The sequence below is a fragment of the Streptomyces sp. NPDC006997 genome (assembly GCF_040635175.1).
Taxonomy (GTDB): domain Bacteria; phylum Actinomycetota; class Actinomycetes; order Streptomycetales; family Streptomycetaceae; genus Streptomyces.
In genome coordinates, this window is the sequence record NZ_JBEYHH010000012.1 from 56991 (window position 1) to 72034 (window position 15044).

Annotated in this window: 13 protein-coding genes and 1 pseudogene; 12 read left to right on the top strand and 2 right to left on the bottom strand. The window is 74.0% G+C overall.

The window, feature by feature from the left end; genetic code table 11:
- Positions 1–44: 44 nt before the first annotated feature.
- The 11 genes and pseudogenes from ABZ659_RS14175 (at position 45) to ABZ659_RS14225 (ending at position 12232) form a co-directional block, all read left to right on the top strand.
- Positions 45–1283 (top strand): MFS transporter, encoded by a 1239-nt coding sequence (locus ABZ659_RS14175; RefSeq protein ID WP_360218159.1) that lies wholly within the window; start codon positions 45–47, stop codon positions 1281–1283.
- Positions 1284–1334: 51 nt separating this feature from the next.
- The gene (locus ABZ659_RS14180) at positions 1335–1742 is read left to right on the top strand and encodes a cupin domain-containing protein (RefSeq protein WP_360218162.1); all 408 of its coding nucleotides are present in this window, start codon (positions 1335–1337) and stop codon (positions 1740–1742) included.
- Between the two features lie 16 nt (positions 1743–1758).
- Entirely contained in the window at positions 1759–2385 is a 627-nt protein-coding gene (locus ABZ659_RS14185) for an NADPH-dependent F420 reductase (RefSeq protein ID WP_360218165.1), read from the top strand.
- Between the two features lie 30 nt (positions 2386–2415).
- Positions 2416–2712, top strand: a complete 297-nt coding sequence (locus ABZ659_RS14190) for a hypothetical protein (protein WP_360218168.1) — start codon at positions 2416–2418, stop codon at positions 2710–2712.
- Positions 2713–2749: 37 nt separating this feature from the next.
- Positions 2750–4135, top strand: coding sequence for an FAD-binding protein (locus ABZ659_RS14195; protein ID WP_360218171.1), 1386 nt, complete (start codon positions 2750–2752; stop codon positions 4133–4135).
- 5 nt (positions 4136–4140) lie between these two features.
- On the top strand, positions 4141–5790 hold the full coding sequence (gene mdlC / locus ABZ659_RS14200) for a benzoylformate decarboxylase (protein WP_360218174.1): 1650 nt from the start codon (positions 4141–4143) through the stop codon (positions 5788–5790).
- Between the two features lie 67 nt (positions 5791–5857).
- Positions 5858–7291, top strand: a pseudogene (locus ABZ659_RS14205) (MFS transporter); the annotation flags it as partial.
- 288 nt (positions 7292–7579) lie between these two features.
- Positions 7580–8425, top strand: coding sequence for a type 1 glutamine amidotransferase domain-containing protein (locus ABZ659_RS14210; protein ID WP_360218558.1), 846 nt, complete (start codon positions 7580–7582; stop codon positions 8423–8425).
- Positions 8426–8456: 31 nt separating this feature from the next.
- Positions 8457–10136 carry a thiamine pyrophosphate-binding protein gene (locus ABZ659_RS14215; RefSeq protein WP_360218177.1) on the top strand — a complete coding sequence of 560 codons (1680 nt, stop codon included), beginning with the start codon at positions 8457–8459 and terminating at the stop codon, positions 10134–10136.
- Between the two features lie 6 nt (positions 10137–10142).
- On the top strand, positions 10143–10739 hold the full coding sequence (locus tag ABZ659_RS14220) for a DJ-1/PfpI family protein (RefSeq protein ID WP_360218180.1): 597 nt from the start codon (positions 10143–10145) through the stop codon (positions 10737–10739).
- Positions 10736–12232: a hypothetical protein gene (locus ABZ659_RS14225; RefSeq protein ID WP_360218183.1), complete on the top strand. Its 1497-nt coding sequence runs from the start codon at positions 10736–10738 to the stop codon at positions 12230–12232. Before ABZ659_RS14220 ends, ABZ659_RS14225 begins: the two co-directional genes overlap by 4 nt.
- Positions 12233–12270: 38 nt before the next feature.
- On the opposite strand, the gene ABZ659_RS14230 is transcribed toward ABZ659_RS14225, so the two are convergent.
- Positions 12271–13626 carry a helix-turn-helix domain-containing protein gene (locus ABZ659_RS14230; protein WP_360218185.1) on the bottom strand — a complete coding sequence of 452 codons (1356 nt, stop codon included), beginning with the start codon at positions 13624–13626 and terminating at the stop codon, positions 12271–12273.
- Between the two features lie 255 nt (positions 13627–13881).
- Between ABZ659_RS14230 and ABZ659_RS14235 the strand changes: the two genes are divergently transcribed.
- A complete protein-coding gene (locus ABZ659_RS14235) occupies positions 13882–14100 on the top strand; it encodes a hypothetical protein (RefSeq protein WP_360218188.1) in 219 nt (72 codons plus the stop codon).
- Positions 14101–14198: 98 nt separating this feature from the next.
- Here the strand turns inward: ABZ659_RS14235 and ABZ659_RS14240 are convergent.
- The coding region (locus ABZ659_RS14240; protein ID WP_360218191.1) for an ATP-binding cassette domain-containing protein at positions 14199–15044 on the bottom strand (846 nt) is incomplete at its 5' end.

A 15044-nucleotide genomic window follows, 5' to 3' on the forward strand; every position in this document is an offset into this window, starting at 1 on the left:
CGACAGCAGCTGGACGAGAACAACAGCTAGCGAAGGTGGTTCATGTGACATCCCCCGCGCAGTCCGAGCGCAGCGGACCCCGTACCGGGTTCGCTCTGGGAACCCTGGCCCTGGGCGCGTTCGTCATGGGTACGGCGGAACTCGTGATCGTCGGCATCCTCAACCTCATCGCCGAGGACATCGACGTCTCCGTCGGCACCGCCGGGCTGCTGGTCACGGCGTACGCCCTCGGCATCTGCCTGGGCGGTCCGCTGCTGACCGCGGCCACCATCCGGCTCGGCCGCCACCTGCTGCTGTGGTCCGCGCTCGTGGTGTTCCTGGTCGCCAACCTGCTCGCCGCCGTCACCGCCGCCTACGCGGTGCTGCTGGTGGCGCGCGTCGTCTCCGGCGCCGTCCACGGGCTGTTCATCGGGGTCGCCTCGGTGATGGCCGCGCAACTGGTGGCGGCCGGACAGCAGGGCCGGGCCGTCGCCATGGTCTTCGGCGGCGTCGCCGTGTCCACCGTGATCGGGGTGCCGCTGGGCACCCTGGTCGGGCAGGGCCTCGGCTGGCAGGCCACCTTCTACGGCATCGTCGGCATCACCGCCGTGGCGCTGGTCGCCACCCTCGTCCTGGTCCCACGGGTCGCCGCCACCGGACCCACCCACCTCGGCTCCCAGGCCCGCTACGCCTTCGCCCCCCGGGTGCTCGGCCAGCTCAGCCTCGGACTGCTGCTGATGGGCGGCCAGTTCGCGGCCTTCACCTACCTGGCGTCCTACCTCGAAGACGTCACCGGCATCGAGGGCGGCGCCGTCAGCGCCTTCCTGCTCGTCTACGGCGTCGCCAGCGCCATCGGCGTGTTCGGCGGCGGACGGTTCGCCGACAGCGGCGCCGCCCGGACCATCGTCGTCGCCAACGTCGTCCTGGCGCTCTGCCTGACGGCGCTGTACTTCGTCGGCGAGAACCCGGTGCTCACCGCGCTGGTGCTGGCGGTGTGGGGCCTGGTCGGCTTCGGCCTCGTCCCCTCCTTCCTGCTGCGGGTGATCACTCTCGCCGGACCCGGCGGCGACCTCGCCGCCACCCTGGGCGCCTCCGCCGTCAACGCGGGCATCGCCGGGGGAGCGGCCCTGGGCGGCTGGTCGGTGGAGACCCACGGCGCCGACTCGGTGGTCGTCGTGGCGCTGATCATCATCCTGGCCGCCCTGCCCGCCACCTGGGCCGCCCAGCGCCTGCGGCCCCCGGCCGACCCGACGCCGCCGACCCCGGCGCCCGACTCCGTGGCGGCCCCGTCGACCACCACCTGACCGGACCGGCGGGGCCCGCCCTCGGCGCGGCCCCGCCCGAAAGGACCCCTCATGACCGGCCTTCAGGTCATCGCCAAGAGCGACCTGCCCACCGTGCAGATCAACGGTGAGGCCGCCGCGCACATCCTCAACGCCAGCAAGTACGACGGGCTGAGCGTCTCCGCGTTCATCGTCGACGTCGCGCCCGACGCCGGACCGCCCCGCCACACCCACCCGTACGAGGAGGTCTTCGTCATCGTCGACGGGACCGTACGGCTGGAAGCGGGCGGCGAGAAGCTCGACGCCACCGCCGACGAGATCTGCGTCGTCCCCGCCGGGATGCCGCACAAGTTCACCAACCTCGGCCCCGGCCGCGCCCGCATGGTCAACATCCACGCGGCCGTCGACGTCGTCACCGAGTTCGTCCCGGACGACGACGACCACAACGAGTCGTACGCCTACAACCGCCCCGGCAGCTGAGGGAGAGGGACCCCGCATGAGGATCGGCATCGTCGGCAGCGGCGAGATCGGCGCCACCATGGCCCGCCTGCTCACCGCCGCCGGACACGACGTCACCCTCGCCAACCGGCGCGGCCCCGAGGCGCTCGCCGGGCTCGTCACCGAACTCGGCGGGCACGCCCGCGCGGGCACCGTCGCCGAGGCATGCGCCTTCGCCGACCCGCTGCTGGTGCTGGCCACCCCGTTCGGCGCCTACCCGAGCCTGCCGCCGGCCGCGCTGGCCGGGAAGGTCGTCGTCGACACCACCAACTACATGCCGCTCCGCGACGGGCTCCACCCCGACCTGGAGTCCGGCCGCACCACCTCCTCGGAGCTGATCGCCGCCCACCTGCCGGACGCCCGCGTCGTCAAGGCGGTCAACACGCTCAACTACAAGTACCTGCTCGACCTCGGCCGCCCCGGCGCCCCGCACGACGAGCGCACCGCGCTGTTCGTCGCGGGCGACGACCCCGAGGCCACCACCCTCGTCGTCCGGCTCCTGGACGAGCTCGGCTTCGCCCCCGTGCGGACCGGCCCGCTGGGCGCGGGCGGCCGACGCCAGGAACCCGGCACCCCCGTCTTCAACCGGCCGCTACGGCCCGCCCAGGTGCGCCTGACGCCCTGAGCCCCCGACCCTCGATGAGAGGCACACGAGATGACCGTCGTGGAGACCATCCGGTTCAAGCTCCGCCCCGACGTCGACGACGCCGCCTTCCAGGACGTCAACCGCACCATGGAGAAGGCGTACATGGAGCCCCGCCCCGGCTTCGTCAGCCGCTCCACCGCCCGCAGCGCCGACGGCGAGTACCTGGTCACCGTCCAGTGGCGCAGCCCCGAGGAGGCCGAGGCCACCATCGCCGCGTTCTTCGCCGCCCCCGAGACCCAGGAGTTCCTCGCCGCCGTCGACCTGGAGACGGTCCAGCCGGGCCGCTACGAGCTGATCGAGGCGTAGCGGCGGCCCGACGCCCCACACGGAAAGTGGTGGACCCATGGCACCCTCAACGACCAGCTCCGTGTCCGCCGCCGTGCGGACGCTGCGGAGCGCGCTGCGGGGCGCCGTCCTCGCCCCCGGCGACAGCGCCTACGACACCGCGCGCCGCCTGTGGAACGGCGCGGTCGACGCCCGCCCCGCGGTCATCGCCCGCCCCGCCGACGAAACCGACGTCAGCCGGGCGGTGGACACCGCCCGCACCCACGGCCTGCCGCTCGCCGTACGCGGCGGCGGCCACGACTGGGCGGGCCGCGGCACCGCCCACGACGGCCTCGTCATCGACCTGTCCGCGCTGCGCGCCGTCACCGTCGACCCGGTCACGGGCGTCGCCGTCGCCCAGGGCGGCGCCCGCGCCGGTGACGTCCTGGCGGCGGCCCGCCCCTACGGCCTCGCCCCCGTCACCGGCACCGTCAAGGCCGTCGGCCTCGCCGGAGTCACCCTGGCGGGCGGCTACGGGCTGCTCAACGGAGGCTGCGGCCTCGCCCTGGACAACCTCGCCGCCGCCCGCGTCGTCCTCGCCGACGGCCGCGCCGTCACCGCCAGCCCCACCGAACACGCCGAGCTGTACTGGGCGCTGCGCGGCGGCGGCGGCAACTTCGGCGTCGTCACCGAACTGCACTGCCGACTGCACCCGGTCAGCACCGTCCTCGCCGGAATGCTCCTCTTCCCCGTCGACCGCGCCACCAGCGTGCTGCGCGGCTACCGCGACATCGTCGCCGCCGCGCCCGACGAACTCACCGTGATGACCGGCTTCTTCGGCGGCCCCGACGGGCGGCCCCTGGTCTTCCTGCTGCCCGTGTGGTCCGGCGACCTCGCACGGGGCCGGGACGTCGTCGACCGCTTCGACCGGCTCGGCACCCCGCTCGCCGGCGACGTCTGCCCGCAGGAGTACGCCGAGGTCCTCGGCATGTTCGACCAGGTCGTCGTCGACGGACGGCACAACGAGGTGCGCACCCAGTGGCTGCCCGCCCTCACCGACCGCACCGTGGACCTGATCGCCGACGCGGCGTCCGGCGCGACCTCCCCGTACTCGGGCATGTTCGTGCACCACTTCCACGGCGCCGCCGCCCGCGTGCCCGCCCCGGACACCGCCTTCGCGCTGCGCCGGGACCACCTGCTCGTCGAGATCGCCGCGGCCTGGGAGCCCACCGTGCCGGCCGCACCGCACCAGCGCTGGGCCCGCGAGGTGTCCGCCGCGTTCGCGGCGCACGCCCTGCCCGGCGGCTACCCCAACCTGCTCGCCCCGCAGGAGTACCAGCGCGCCATCGCCGCGTTCGGCCCGAACACCGGACGGCTGCTGAAGGTCAAGGAACGCTACGACCCCGAGCACCTCTTCAGCGCGGTGGCGGCCCTCGAACCGACCGAACCGACCCCGGGAGCCTGATCACCATGACCGAAGAGGCGAGCACCCGCACCGTGCGGGACGCGACACTCGACGTCTTGCGCCAGCTGGGCATGACGACCGTCTTCAGCAACCCCAGCCACACCGAGATGAAACTGTTCGAGTACTGGCCGGAGGACGAGTTCCGGTTCGTCATGGGCCTCCAGGAGGCGTCCGTCGTCGGCATGGCCGACGGCTACGCCCAGGGCACCGGCGAGCCCGCCCTCGTCCTCATCAACGGCGGCCCCGGCCTCGGCAACGCCATGGGCAGCGTCTACACCGCCGCCGCCGCGAAGACGCCGATGGTCATCCTCGGCGGGCAGCAGGCCCGCAAGATGCTCCTCGGCGACCCCTTCCTGGTCGCCAAGGACGCCACCCAGCTGCCCAAGCCGTACATCAAGTGGGCCGGCGAGCCTGGCCGCCCGCAGGACGTGCCCGCGCTGATCGCACAGGCGTACCAGATCGCCAAACAGGCCCCGCAGGGACCGGTGTTCGTCGCCGTCCCCGAGGACGACTGGGTACGCCCCGCCGACCCCGAGCCGGTCCGCGTCCCCGAGGTCACCGCCGCCGTCGTCCCCGACCCGCAGGCGCTGCGGACCATCGCGGACGCCCTCAACGGCGCCGAGCGGCCCGGCATCGTCGCGGGCGGCCCCGTCGACGCGCAGGGCGCCCGCGGCGACCTCGTCGCGCTCGCCGAGAAGCTCAACGCGCGCGTGTGGGGCGCCCCGGTGTGGGCGCGCGGCGCGTTCCCGGAGAACCACCCGCTGTTCGCCGGGGTGCTGCCGCCGATCCCCGAGCTGATCAACGAGCGGCTCGGCGCCCAGCACGACGTCGTCGTCGTCCTCGGCGGCCCGGCGTTCACCCTGTTCACGGCGTGGGACCTGTTCTCCACCGCACCGGCCGACCTGGACAAGACACCCCGCCCGACGCTCCGCGGCGACGTGCGCTTCCTGCACGTCACCGACAACCCGCAGGACGCCGCCGCGACCCTCGCCAACGCCAGCTTCGTCGCCCCGCCCGGCGCGGTCGTCAAGGGCCTGGTCCCGCTGGTCGACCAGCGCGAGCGCGTGGACCTGGCCCCGGTGCGCGAACCCGTCCCCGTCCCGGAGCCCTCGACACCGCTCAGCCAGGCGTACCTGTTCCAGATCCTGTCCCAGGAACTCCCGGACAACGCCGCCCTGTTCGAGGAACTGCCCATCGCCCGCGCCGACTTCCACGAGCAGATCCCGCTCGGCGCCGACCACGGCTACTTCGCCACCGCCAGCGGCGCCCTCGGCTTCCCCTTCGCGGGCGCCGTCGGCTACGCGCTGGCCCGCCCCGACCGGCGCGCGGTCGTGGTCGTCGGCGAGGGCTCCGCGCAGTACACGCTGCACGCCCTGTGGACGGCGGCCCAGCACCAGCTGCCGGTCACCTTCGTCATCCCCGACAACTCCGGCTACCTCTCCTTGAAGTACTACCTCCAGGACCAGAAGTCCTGGCAGAAGGGCTGGGACCTCAGCGGCGTCGACATGGCCCAGCTCGCCCGCGGCTTCGGGGTGCGCGGCGAACGCGTGGAGACCCCCGACGGTCTGCGCGAGTCCCTGCGCTCCGCCCTGACCGCCGACGGCCCCGTCCTCCTCGACGTCGTCGTCGCCGACCCGGGCCTGTTCCGCCTCTGACCCGCTCCCGGTAACCGGCCCCGGACGCCCCCCGCCCGAGCGGGGGGCGTCCTCACGAGAGATCACCATGCCCCGCACCCCACGACACCCCGGGGACGACCGCTGTCCCGGGAGCCTGCGCTGGGCGGCGGCGGTGGCCAACGCGGACTGGCACGTCACCGCGCCCCTGCTGGTGACGCTCGCCGCCGCGCTCGGCACCGGCATCCACACGGTCACGGCGGCCCTCGGCGCGTACTCCCTCGGCCACGGCCTCGCCCTGCCGCTGTGGGGCCGCGCGGCCGACCGCTACGGGCCCGCGCGCGTCCTGCGCACCGGCCTCGTCCTCGCCGCCACGGGCTCCGCGGGCAGCGCGCTGTGCGCCACGGGCACCGACTGGCTGGCGGCGCGCGCCCTCACCGGCGCCGCGTTCGCCGCGGTCACGCCCGCCGTCGCCCTCTACTGCCACGAGACCGGCAGCACCCCACCGGCCCGCCAACGCCGCTTCGCCGACGTCCTCGCCGTCTCCGCGGTCTCCGCCGTGGCGGCGCCCCTGTACGCCGACACGCTCGCCCACCTCACCAGCTGGCGCCTGGTCTTCCTCACCCTCGCCCTCCTGACGGCGGCCAGCGCGGCCCACACCCTGACCCTCCCGCACCCCCGCGCGACCACCCCGGCCCCGGTGGGCGGCCCCCACGAGCCCCTCACTCCCCGCACCACGCCCCCTGGACCGGCCCGGGGGCCCACCCCGGCCACACCCCCACCCCGGCCGGGCGGCCCCCACCCCACCCCCGCCCCGCACCCCACCCCCGCCGACGGCGGGCCCGCCGCACCCCTGCCCTCGCCGGGCGGTCCCCACTCCACCGTCGCTCTACGTCCCACCCCCGCCGACGGCGGCCCTGCCATGCCCCCGCCCTTGCCGGGCGGCCCCCAGCCCACCCTCGCTCTACGCCCTATCCCCGCCGACGGCGGCCGTGGCTTCGGCCCCGCCGCCTCCGCCACCACGCGTCGCACGGCTCCCGCCACCGCGCACCGCACGGCCACCATCACCACCCCCGCCCCCGCCCCCCGTCGTCCCACCCCCGCCCCCCGCCCCTCCGTACGCCGCAGGCTCGCCCTCGTCCTGGCCCTGGGCGCCGCGGAAGGCGCCGTCCTGCTGGCGCTGCCCGCCCTCCTCGCGCCCGCCCTCGCCGTCACGGCGGCCGGGGACGGCGACGGGAGCGGTGGTACCGCCGTGGCCGTGGCGTACGGCGCCAGCGTGCTGGCCGGGAGCGTCGCCGTACGGCGCTGGGGCGCGCCCCGGTCACCGGCCGCGCTGGTCACGGCGGGCGGCCTGTGCGGCACCGCCGCCGGGCTCCTGGGCGCCGTCCGCACGTCCCCGCCGACGCTCACCGCCGCCGCCGTCCTGCTGGGCCTGGCGTGGACCTTCCTCCACACCACCCTCCAGACCTGGGTGCCGCGGCTGCTCCCCGCGGGCCGCCGGGCCACCGCCGCCTCCCTCTTCGCGACCTCCGGCGTCCTGGCGGGCGGCCTCGCCGTCGAGCTGGCCGCCCCGCAGCTCAAGGCGGGCCGCACCGGGGCCGTCTTCCTCACGGCGGCCGTCCTGTGCGCCGTCCTGACCGCGCCGGTCGCGCTCGCCGCCCGGCACTGGACGACCGGCCAGGTCGTCCGGCGATTTGCCGTAGTGCGCTCTGCCACTTCGGGATGTGCGACGGCCACCCCCGCCCGTCCTGGCAGCGGGCAAACCCCGAAAACTAGACATGAGTTCGGCAGTTCGCGTGTCCGAATTGAACGCCGAACGAGAGGAACCCCCATGAGCAGGCGCATCCTCATCATCCTGTCCGAGTACGGCTACTGGGGCGAGGAACTCATCGGCCCGCTGGAGACCTTCGACAAGGCGGGCTACCACAGCACGTTCGCCACGCCGACCGGCAAGCGCCCCCTCGCCCTCCCGCCCAGCTACGACCCCGACTACATCGACCCGCCGCTCGGCCGCTCCGTGACCACCCCGGAGATGGCGGCGAAGGTCAAGGCCGTCGAGGCGTCCGACCGCCTCGACCACCCCCTCGACCTGTCCTCCTGGCTCCCCGACCGCCCCTACCGCTCCAAGCCGTACTTCCTCCGCGACTGGGAGGCGTACAACACCCGCCTGGAGAAGGTGCAGGAGCAGATCGCCGACCGCTACGACGCCATGCTCATCGTCGGCGGCAGCGGCCCCATCGTGGACCTCGCCAACAACTGGCGGGTGCACGACCTGGTCCTCGCGTTCCACGCCCTGGACCGGCCCATCGCCGCCGAGTGCTACGGCGTCACCTGCCTGGCCTTCGCCCGCGACCAGGGCGAGCGCGAGAGCATCATCCGCGGCAAGCACGTCACCGGCCACTGCATCGAGTACGACTACCTCGACGGCACCGGCTTCGTCGGCACCGACTTCAACATGGGCCCGCCGCCGTACCCGCTGGAGTACATCCTCCGCGACGCCACCGCCCCCGGCGGCGCCTACCACGGCAACTTCGGCAAGGTCACCTCGGTGATCGTCGACTACCCGTTCATCACCGGCCGCTCCACCCCCGACTCCTACCTGACCGGCCAGAAGACCGTCGAGGTCCTCGACCACGGCCTGCGGCAGTGGGGCTTCACCCCCACCGCGCAGGGCTGACCGGCACCGGACGACGAGAGGAACCGGCCACATGGACAGCAGGCCCGCACGCGCGGCGTTCCTGGAGCAGCTGACGGCCGCCGGGGTCCGGTACATGTTCGGCAACCCCGGCACCGTCGAACAGGGCTTCCTCGACGAGCTGCGCCACCACCCCGAGATCGACTACCAGCTCACCCTGCACGAGTCCGTCGCCGTCGGCATGGCGGACGGCTACGCGCGGGCCACCCGCCAGCCCGCCGTCGTCCAACTGCACTCCGGCGTGGGCCTCGGCAACGGCGTCGGGATGCTCTACCAGGCCATGCGCGGGCACGCCCCGCTCGTCGTCGTGGTCGGCGAGTCCGGACTGCGCTACGACGCGATGCAGGCACAGATGTACGCCGACCTGGTCGCGATGGCGGAACCGGTGACCAAGTGGGCCACCCGGGTCGTCGACCCGGACTCCACCCTGCGGGTGCTGCGCCGCGCCTTCAAGGTCGCGGGCACCCCGCCCTACGGGCCGGTCCTCGTCGTCCTCCCCGCCGACGTCATGGACCAGCCCACCAGCGAGGAGGCGGTGCCGGTGTCGTACCCCGACACCGCCTCCGCCCCAGACCCGGCCGCCCTCGACCGCGCCGCGGACCTGCTGTCCGACGCCCGCAACCCCCTCGTCATCGTGGGCGACGGCGTCCACTTCGCCGGCGCGCAGCCCGAACTCGCCCGGCTCGCCGAGGTGTGGGGCGCCGAGGTGTGGGGCGCCGACTGGGCCGAGGTCAACCTGTCCGTCGAGCACCCGGCGTACGCGGGCCAGCTGGGCCACATGTTCGGGGAGAGCAGCCGCCGGGTCACCGGCGCCGCGGACGCCGTGCTGCTGTGCGGCACCTACGCCCTGCCGGAGGTCTTCCCGGCCCTGGAGGGCGTCTTCGGCGACGGTGTCCCGGTCGTGCACATCGACCTGGACACCGACGCCATCGCCAAGAACTTCCCCGTCGACCTCGGCCTGGTCGCCGACCCCAAGCGCTCCCTGGGGCTGCTCGCCGACGCCCTCGCGGCGCGGATGACCGGCGAGCGGCGCACCGCCGCCGACGACCGGCTGCGCCGCGGGGCCGCCGCACGCGCCGAGGCCCGCGCCGCCGCCGTACGGCGCGGCCGGGAACACGCCGAGGCCAACGACCTGCCGCACATCGCCTTCGCGGAGGAACTCGCCGCCCGCCTCCCCGACGACGCCGTCCTGTTCGACGAGGCCCTGACCGCGGGCCCCGACCTGTTCGCCCCGCTGCCGCCGACCGAGCCCGGCCACTGGCACCAGACCCGCGGCGGCTCCCTCGGCGTCGGCATCCCCGGCGCGCTGGGCGCCCAGCTCGCCCACCCGGAGCGCACGGTCGTCGGCTTCACCGGCGACGGCGGCAGCATGTACACCTTCCAGGCGCTGTGGACGGCCTCCCGGCACGACATCGGCGCCAAGTTCGTCATCTGCAACAACAGCAGCTACAAGCTCCTTGAGGACAACATCGAGCAGTACTGGCGGGAGCAGGGCATCCCCGCGCACGACCACCCGGAGATCTTCGACCTGGGGCGGCCCGCGATCGACTTCGCGGCCCTGTCGAAGTCCCTGGGAGTGCCCGCGCTGCGCGTGGAGAAGACGGGCCAGGCGGCCTCGGCGGTCGCCGAGATGCTGGCGCACCGCGGCCCGTTCCTGATCGATCTGGTCACCGGACGGGGGAAGGGACGGTAAGCAGCCGTGCGACTCACGGGGCACAAGATCGCCGTACTGATGGAGAGCGACTTCTACGAACCCGAGATCCTCTACTACCGGCACCGCTTCCCCGAGGAGGGCGCGGAGGTCCACTTCCTGTCCCGCCTGTGGGGCGAGGACTCCATGACCTTCACCGGGCACGAGCACCGGATGCCCTTCACGGTCGACGAGTCCTTCGAGGACGTCGACGAGTTCACGCTCAAGGAGTTCAGCGCCGTCATCGTGCCCTCCGGCATGGTCGCCGACCGGCTGCGCTACACCGAGGACCCCGACCGGCTGCCGCCCGCCGCGCTGTTCCTGCGCCGGGCGTTCGCCGACGAGGCCATCATCAAGGGCGTCATCTGCCACGGCATGTGGCTGGCCGCCCCGATCGCGGGCATGGTCCGGGACCGCCGCGCGGTCGTCCACAACAACCTGCTCGGCGACCTGCGGAACATGGGCGGCGTCTACGTCGACGAGGACGTCGTCGTCGACGACGACCTGGTCACCGCCCGCACCGGCGAGCACTGCCACCTGTTCGCCCGGAAGATCATCGACCTGCTCGCCGTCCGGACCCGGCCCGCCACGGTGACCCTGCCATGAGCGCCGCCACCACCGGGATCGGGGCCGCGGTCGAAGCCCCCGTGGGCCCGCTCGTCACGGCGGACCCCTCCGCCGTGACCGTGCTCGGCCCCCTGCTGCCCGTCCTCGCCCCCTGGCTGGCGACCCGTCGCTGGTACCAGGGAACGACCGTGAGCGGGCTGCGTCCGCGCGCGGTCACGGTGATCCACGGCGACGGCCTCCCCGACCTCGTCGTCGCCGTGGTCGACGCGACCGCGCGCGGCACCACCGCCCCGCCCACCCGCTACCAGCTCCTGCTCGGCCTCGCCCGCGAACTGCCCCGCCGTCTCGCGGACGCCGCCATCGGCACGGTGCCGCGCGGCCGCTGGGCGGGCCGCGCGGTGTACGACGCCGTCGCCGACCCGGCGCTGATGGGACTGCTGCTGCGCTCCCTCGCCGCCCGCCGCGCGGGCACCCTGCGCCTGGAACCGGCGGGGCTGTTCCCGCTGCCCGTCGGCCTGGTGCCCCGCCCGCTGACCGGGGAGCAGAGCAACAGCGCCGTCGTGTACGGCGACCGGCTGCTGCTGAAGCTCTACCGGCGCCCGGAGCCGGGACCCAGCCCGGAGGCGGAGGCGCTGCGCGCCCTGACCGCCGAGGACTGCGCGCGCACCCCCCGGCTGTACGGGGCGCTGTCGGTGCCGGTGACGGGCGCCGACCCGCTCACCGTGGGCCTGATCGAGGAGTTCGTGCCGGGCGCCGAGGACGGCTGGGAACGGGCGGTCCGCTACGCCCACGACCACATCACCGGCCCCGGCGACCCGGACCCCGAAGGCCCCTCGGCGGGCGGCGGGTTCACCGCGCAGGCCCACGCCCTCGGGCAGGCCGTCGCCGAGGTGCACGCCGCGCTCGGCCGGGCCTTCCCGCGCCACCGCCGCCAGGCCCCCGACCTCGCCGAGGACGCCGCCCGGATGCGGCGGCGCCTGGACACCGCCGTCCTGGAGGTCCCGCAGCTGGGCCGCTACCACGCCGCGCTGGCCGCGGTGTTCGACGAGTACGGCGGTCTCGCGGGCCGCGGCTGCCCGGTGTTCGCCCAGCGCGTCCACGGCGACCTGCACCTCGGGCAGGCCCTGCACACCGACGACGGCTGGTACGTCGTCGACTTCGAGGGCGAGCCCGCCACCCCGGCCGCCGAACGCGCCCTGCCGCAGCCGGTGCTGCGGGACGTCGCGGGGATGCTGCGCTCCTTCGACTACGCCGCCCGCACCGCGCTGGCCGCGCTCGACGGCGCCGCGGGCCCGGCCCAGCAGCTCAGCCGCCGACGCCGGGCCACCGCGTGGGCCCTGCGCAACCGCCGCGCCTTCTGCGCCGGTTACGCCGCCGCGGGCGGCGAGGACCCGACCTGCCGGGCCGCCCAGCTGACCGCCTTCGAGGCCGACCGCGCCGTCTACGAGGCGCTGTACGAGGCGAGACACCGCCCCCACTGGCTGCCGGTCCCGCTCGCGGCGGTCCACCGGCTCGTGGGGCGGACACGCTGATGCGGGGCCACGGGGGAGACGGGTCCGGCACCACCGCCTCAGCGCTGGTGCTGCTCGGCCAGCGCGTGCGCGGGATCGTACGTCGCGGGCATACCGGTCGCCTGGAGCGCCTGGTCGTAAGCCTCCAGCGCCTCCTTGGCCCGGCTCTGCCGCTTCCACACGTCCCCGATGTGCCGCCACTCGTTCGCCGTCTCGTAGGACGGGGTGAAGTGGCTCAGCTGGCGGGCCGCCGCGTGCAGCGTCTGGAGGCCGTCGGTCGTCTGTCCGCGCAGCAGGTGGATCTCGGCGAGCCGGATGCGCGCCGAGATGGCCTCGATCCGCGGACCGGAGCTGAGCAGCGCGAGGGCCCGCTGGGCGTGGTGGACGGCGTCGTCCCAGTGGCTGAGCCGCATGTGGGCGTCGACCAGGTTGATCTCGCACCTGGCCTGTTCCACGGCGGTGCCGACCTCCACCAGCGTCTGCGCCGCCTCGTGCAGGAGCTTCCGGGCCTGCTCCGGGTCCGGGTGGTCGGACCGCAGCTGCAGCCAGGCCACGTTCATCTTCAGGTTGGCCACGTGCCGCAGGTTGTCGTCCTCGGCCATCATCGCCAGCGCCCGCTCGGTGAGGGCCAGCGCCTCGGGGAGCTGCCGCCGCGACAGGGCGACGAGCCCGGCGTTCCAGTACATGGCGCCCCGGCCCGCCCGCCCGCCGTGCTCCTCGGCCACCGGCAGCAGCCGCTGCGCGAGGAGGTGGGCCCGGGTGAGGTCCCCGCGCATGAGGTACGAGCCGATGAGGGTGGAGCCGACCTGGATGTGGTCCACGGTGACGTCGAGGCCGAGCCCGTCCAGGGCGGCCATGGTCCGCTCACCGATCTCGATGCCGAGCGCGATGTCGCCCATGTTGCGGTAGCAGCGGCTGAGGGCGACGGAGACGCGGCACCACTCCTCGGAGCCCGGCACCAGGGCGGGTTCCTTGCGCAGCTCCTCCAGTACCGTGATGGCGGCCTCCAGCCGGTCCAGCTTCTCCAGCGCCGTCGCCTGCCCGATCCGGGCCCGCAGCAGTGTGGGGGCGTCGAGCGGGCCCGGGTTCGCCAGCAGCTCGCTGAACGACTGGAGCGCCGCGCCGTTGTCCCCGTTGCGCAGGGCCATTTCGGCGAAGGAGAGCTTCAGCCTGGTGTCTTCCAGGGCGTGGTCGTCGAGACCGGTGCGCAGGTGCTCCGGCGAGCAGGCGAGTTTCCTGGCGAGAGCGGTCAGGACGGCGTCCGAGGGCGCCCTTTTACCCGACTCGATGAGTGAGATATAGCTCGCGGAGATATCCGTGGAGGCCAGGTCCTGCTGCTTGAGGCCGAGCTTGACGCGGAGGCTGCGGATGCGCCTGCCCACCTCGGTTGGTGAGGTGCTTGCCGTGTGATCCATAAGGCTTCCCGACGGTGAGCATGACTTAGCGTGTCATAGATCACGATACCAGCATGACTCAGTCACGCCAATGACTCGGTAATCGTGACACCACACACGACCAGAAAGCACACGCCTCGGACACACCTGTCTCCGAAGAAAAGGAAGCGGGAATTCAATTCCGTTTACCTCCTTTTCCGGGTTCATGCTTGACTCGATCAGTAATTGTCGATTCACTGGCAGTGTCAATAACCGCACAAGCGATAGGAGGACAAAATGCTTCGCTCGGGAGTCATAGCGTTCGCGGGATTCCTGTTCGCGATCGGTCTGGTCATCGCGGGGTCCCTTGTCTCCGCAGGTGAGCCGACGAGGGAAGTGGCCGAGACGGCGGACTCGGCCTCCAACGTGACCGGGTGCTGCCGCCTGTCCATCACCGGACCGCTGGAACTCACCTCCGCCGAGCGCTGGAATTCCCCGTCGACCGCGCGGCACTGACTCGCCCGGTAATCGACCGGTCCCCGGTACGACATCGAGCGCGCCGCCCCACCACCCGACGGGCGGTCACCGCCTCGGCCGGAACCCACACCCCCCTCCTAGGTCCCGGCGGCCGTACGCGCCCGCGCGACCCGCGGATCGGGCACCGGAACCGCGGCCAGCAACGCCCTGGTGTGCGGATGCCCCGGCCGCTCGAACACCTCCCGCAGGTCCCCGGTCTCGACGACGCGACCGGCCCGCATGACGGCGACCCGGTCGGCGACGTGCCGTACCGCCGCCAGATCGTGGGAGACGAACAGGCACGACGGGCCGCGATCCTCCGTCAGCCGCCGCAGCAGATCGAGGATCCCGGCCCGCACCGACACGTCCAGCGCGGAGACCGGCTCGTCGAGGAGCAGCAGCTCGGGCTCCACGGCCAGCGCCCGCGCCAGGGCGATCCGCTGCCGCTCACCACCGGAGAAGCGGTGCGGATAGGCACCCGCGGCGGCGGCACCCAGCCCCACCAGCTCCAGCACCTCGGCCACCCGCACGGCCGCCCGCCGCGCCGGTACCCGTCGCGCCCACAGCGGCTCGGCGACGATGTCACCCACCGGCATCCGCGGATCGAGGCTCGCCATCGGGTCCTGCGGCACGTACTGCACCGCCCGCCGCAACCGGCGTACCGCCTCCCGCGACAGCCCCGCGGTGTCCTGCCCGAGCACCTCGACCCGCCCGTGCCGCGGCGCGACCAGGGACACCACCGCCAGCAGCGTGCTCGACTTCCCGCACCCCGACTCACCCACCAGCGCCAGCGTCTCCCCGCGCCGCACCTCCAGATCCACCTCCCGCACGGCCCACACCTCCCGCCCCGCGCCCCGCCGCCCCCACCCACCCCCGGACCGCCCGAACACCACCCCCAGCCCCGCGACCCGCAACACGACCTCATCAGGCCCACCTCCCGCGGT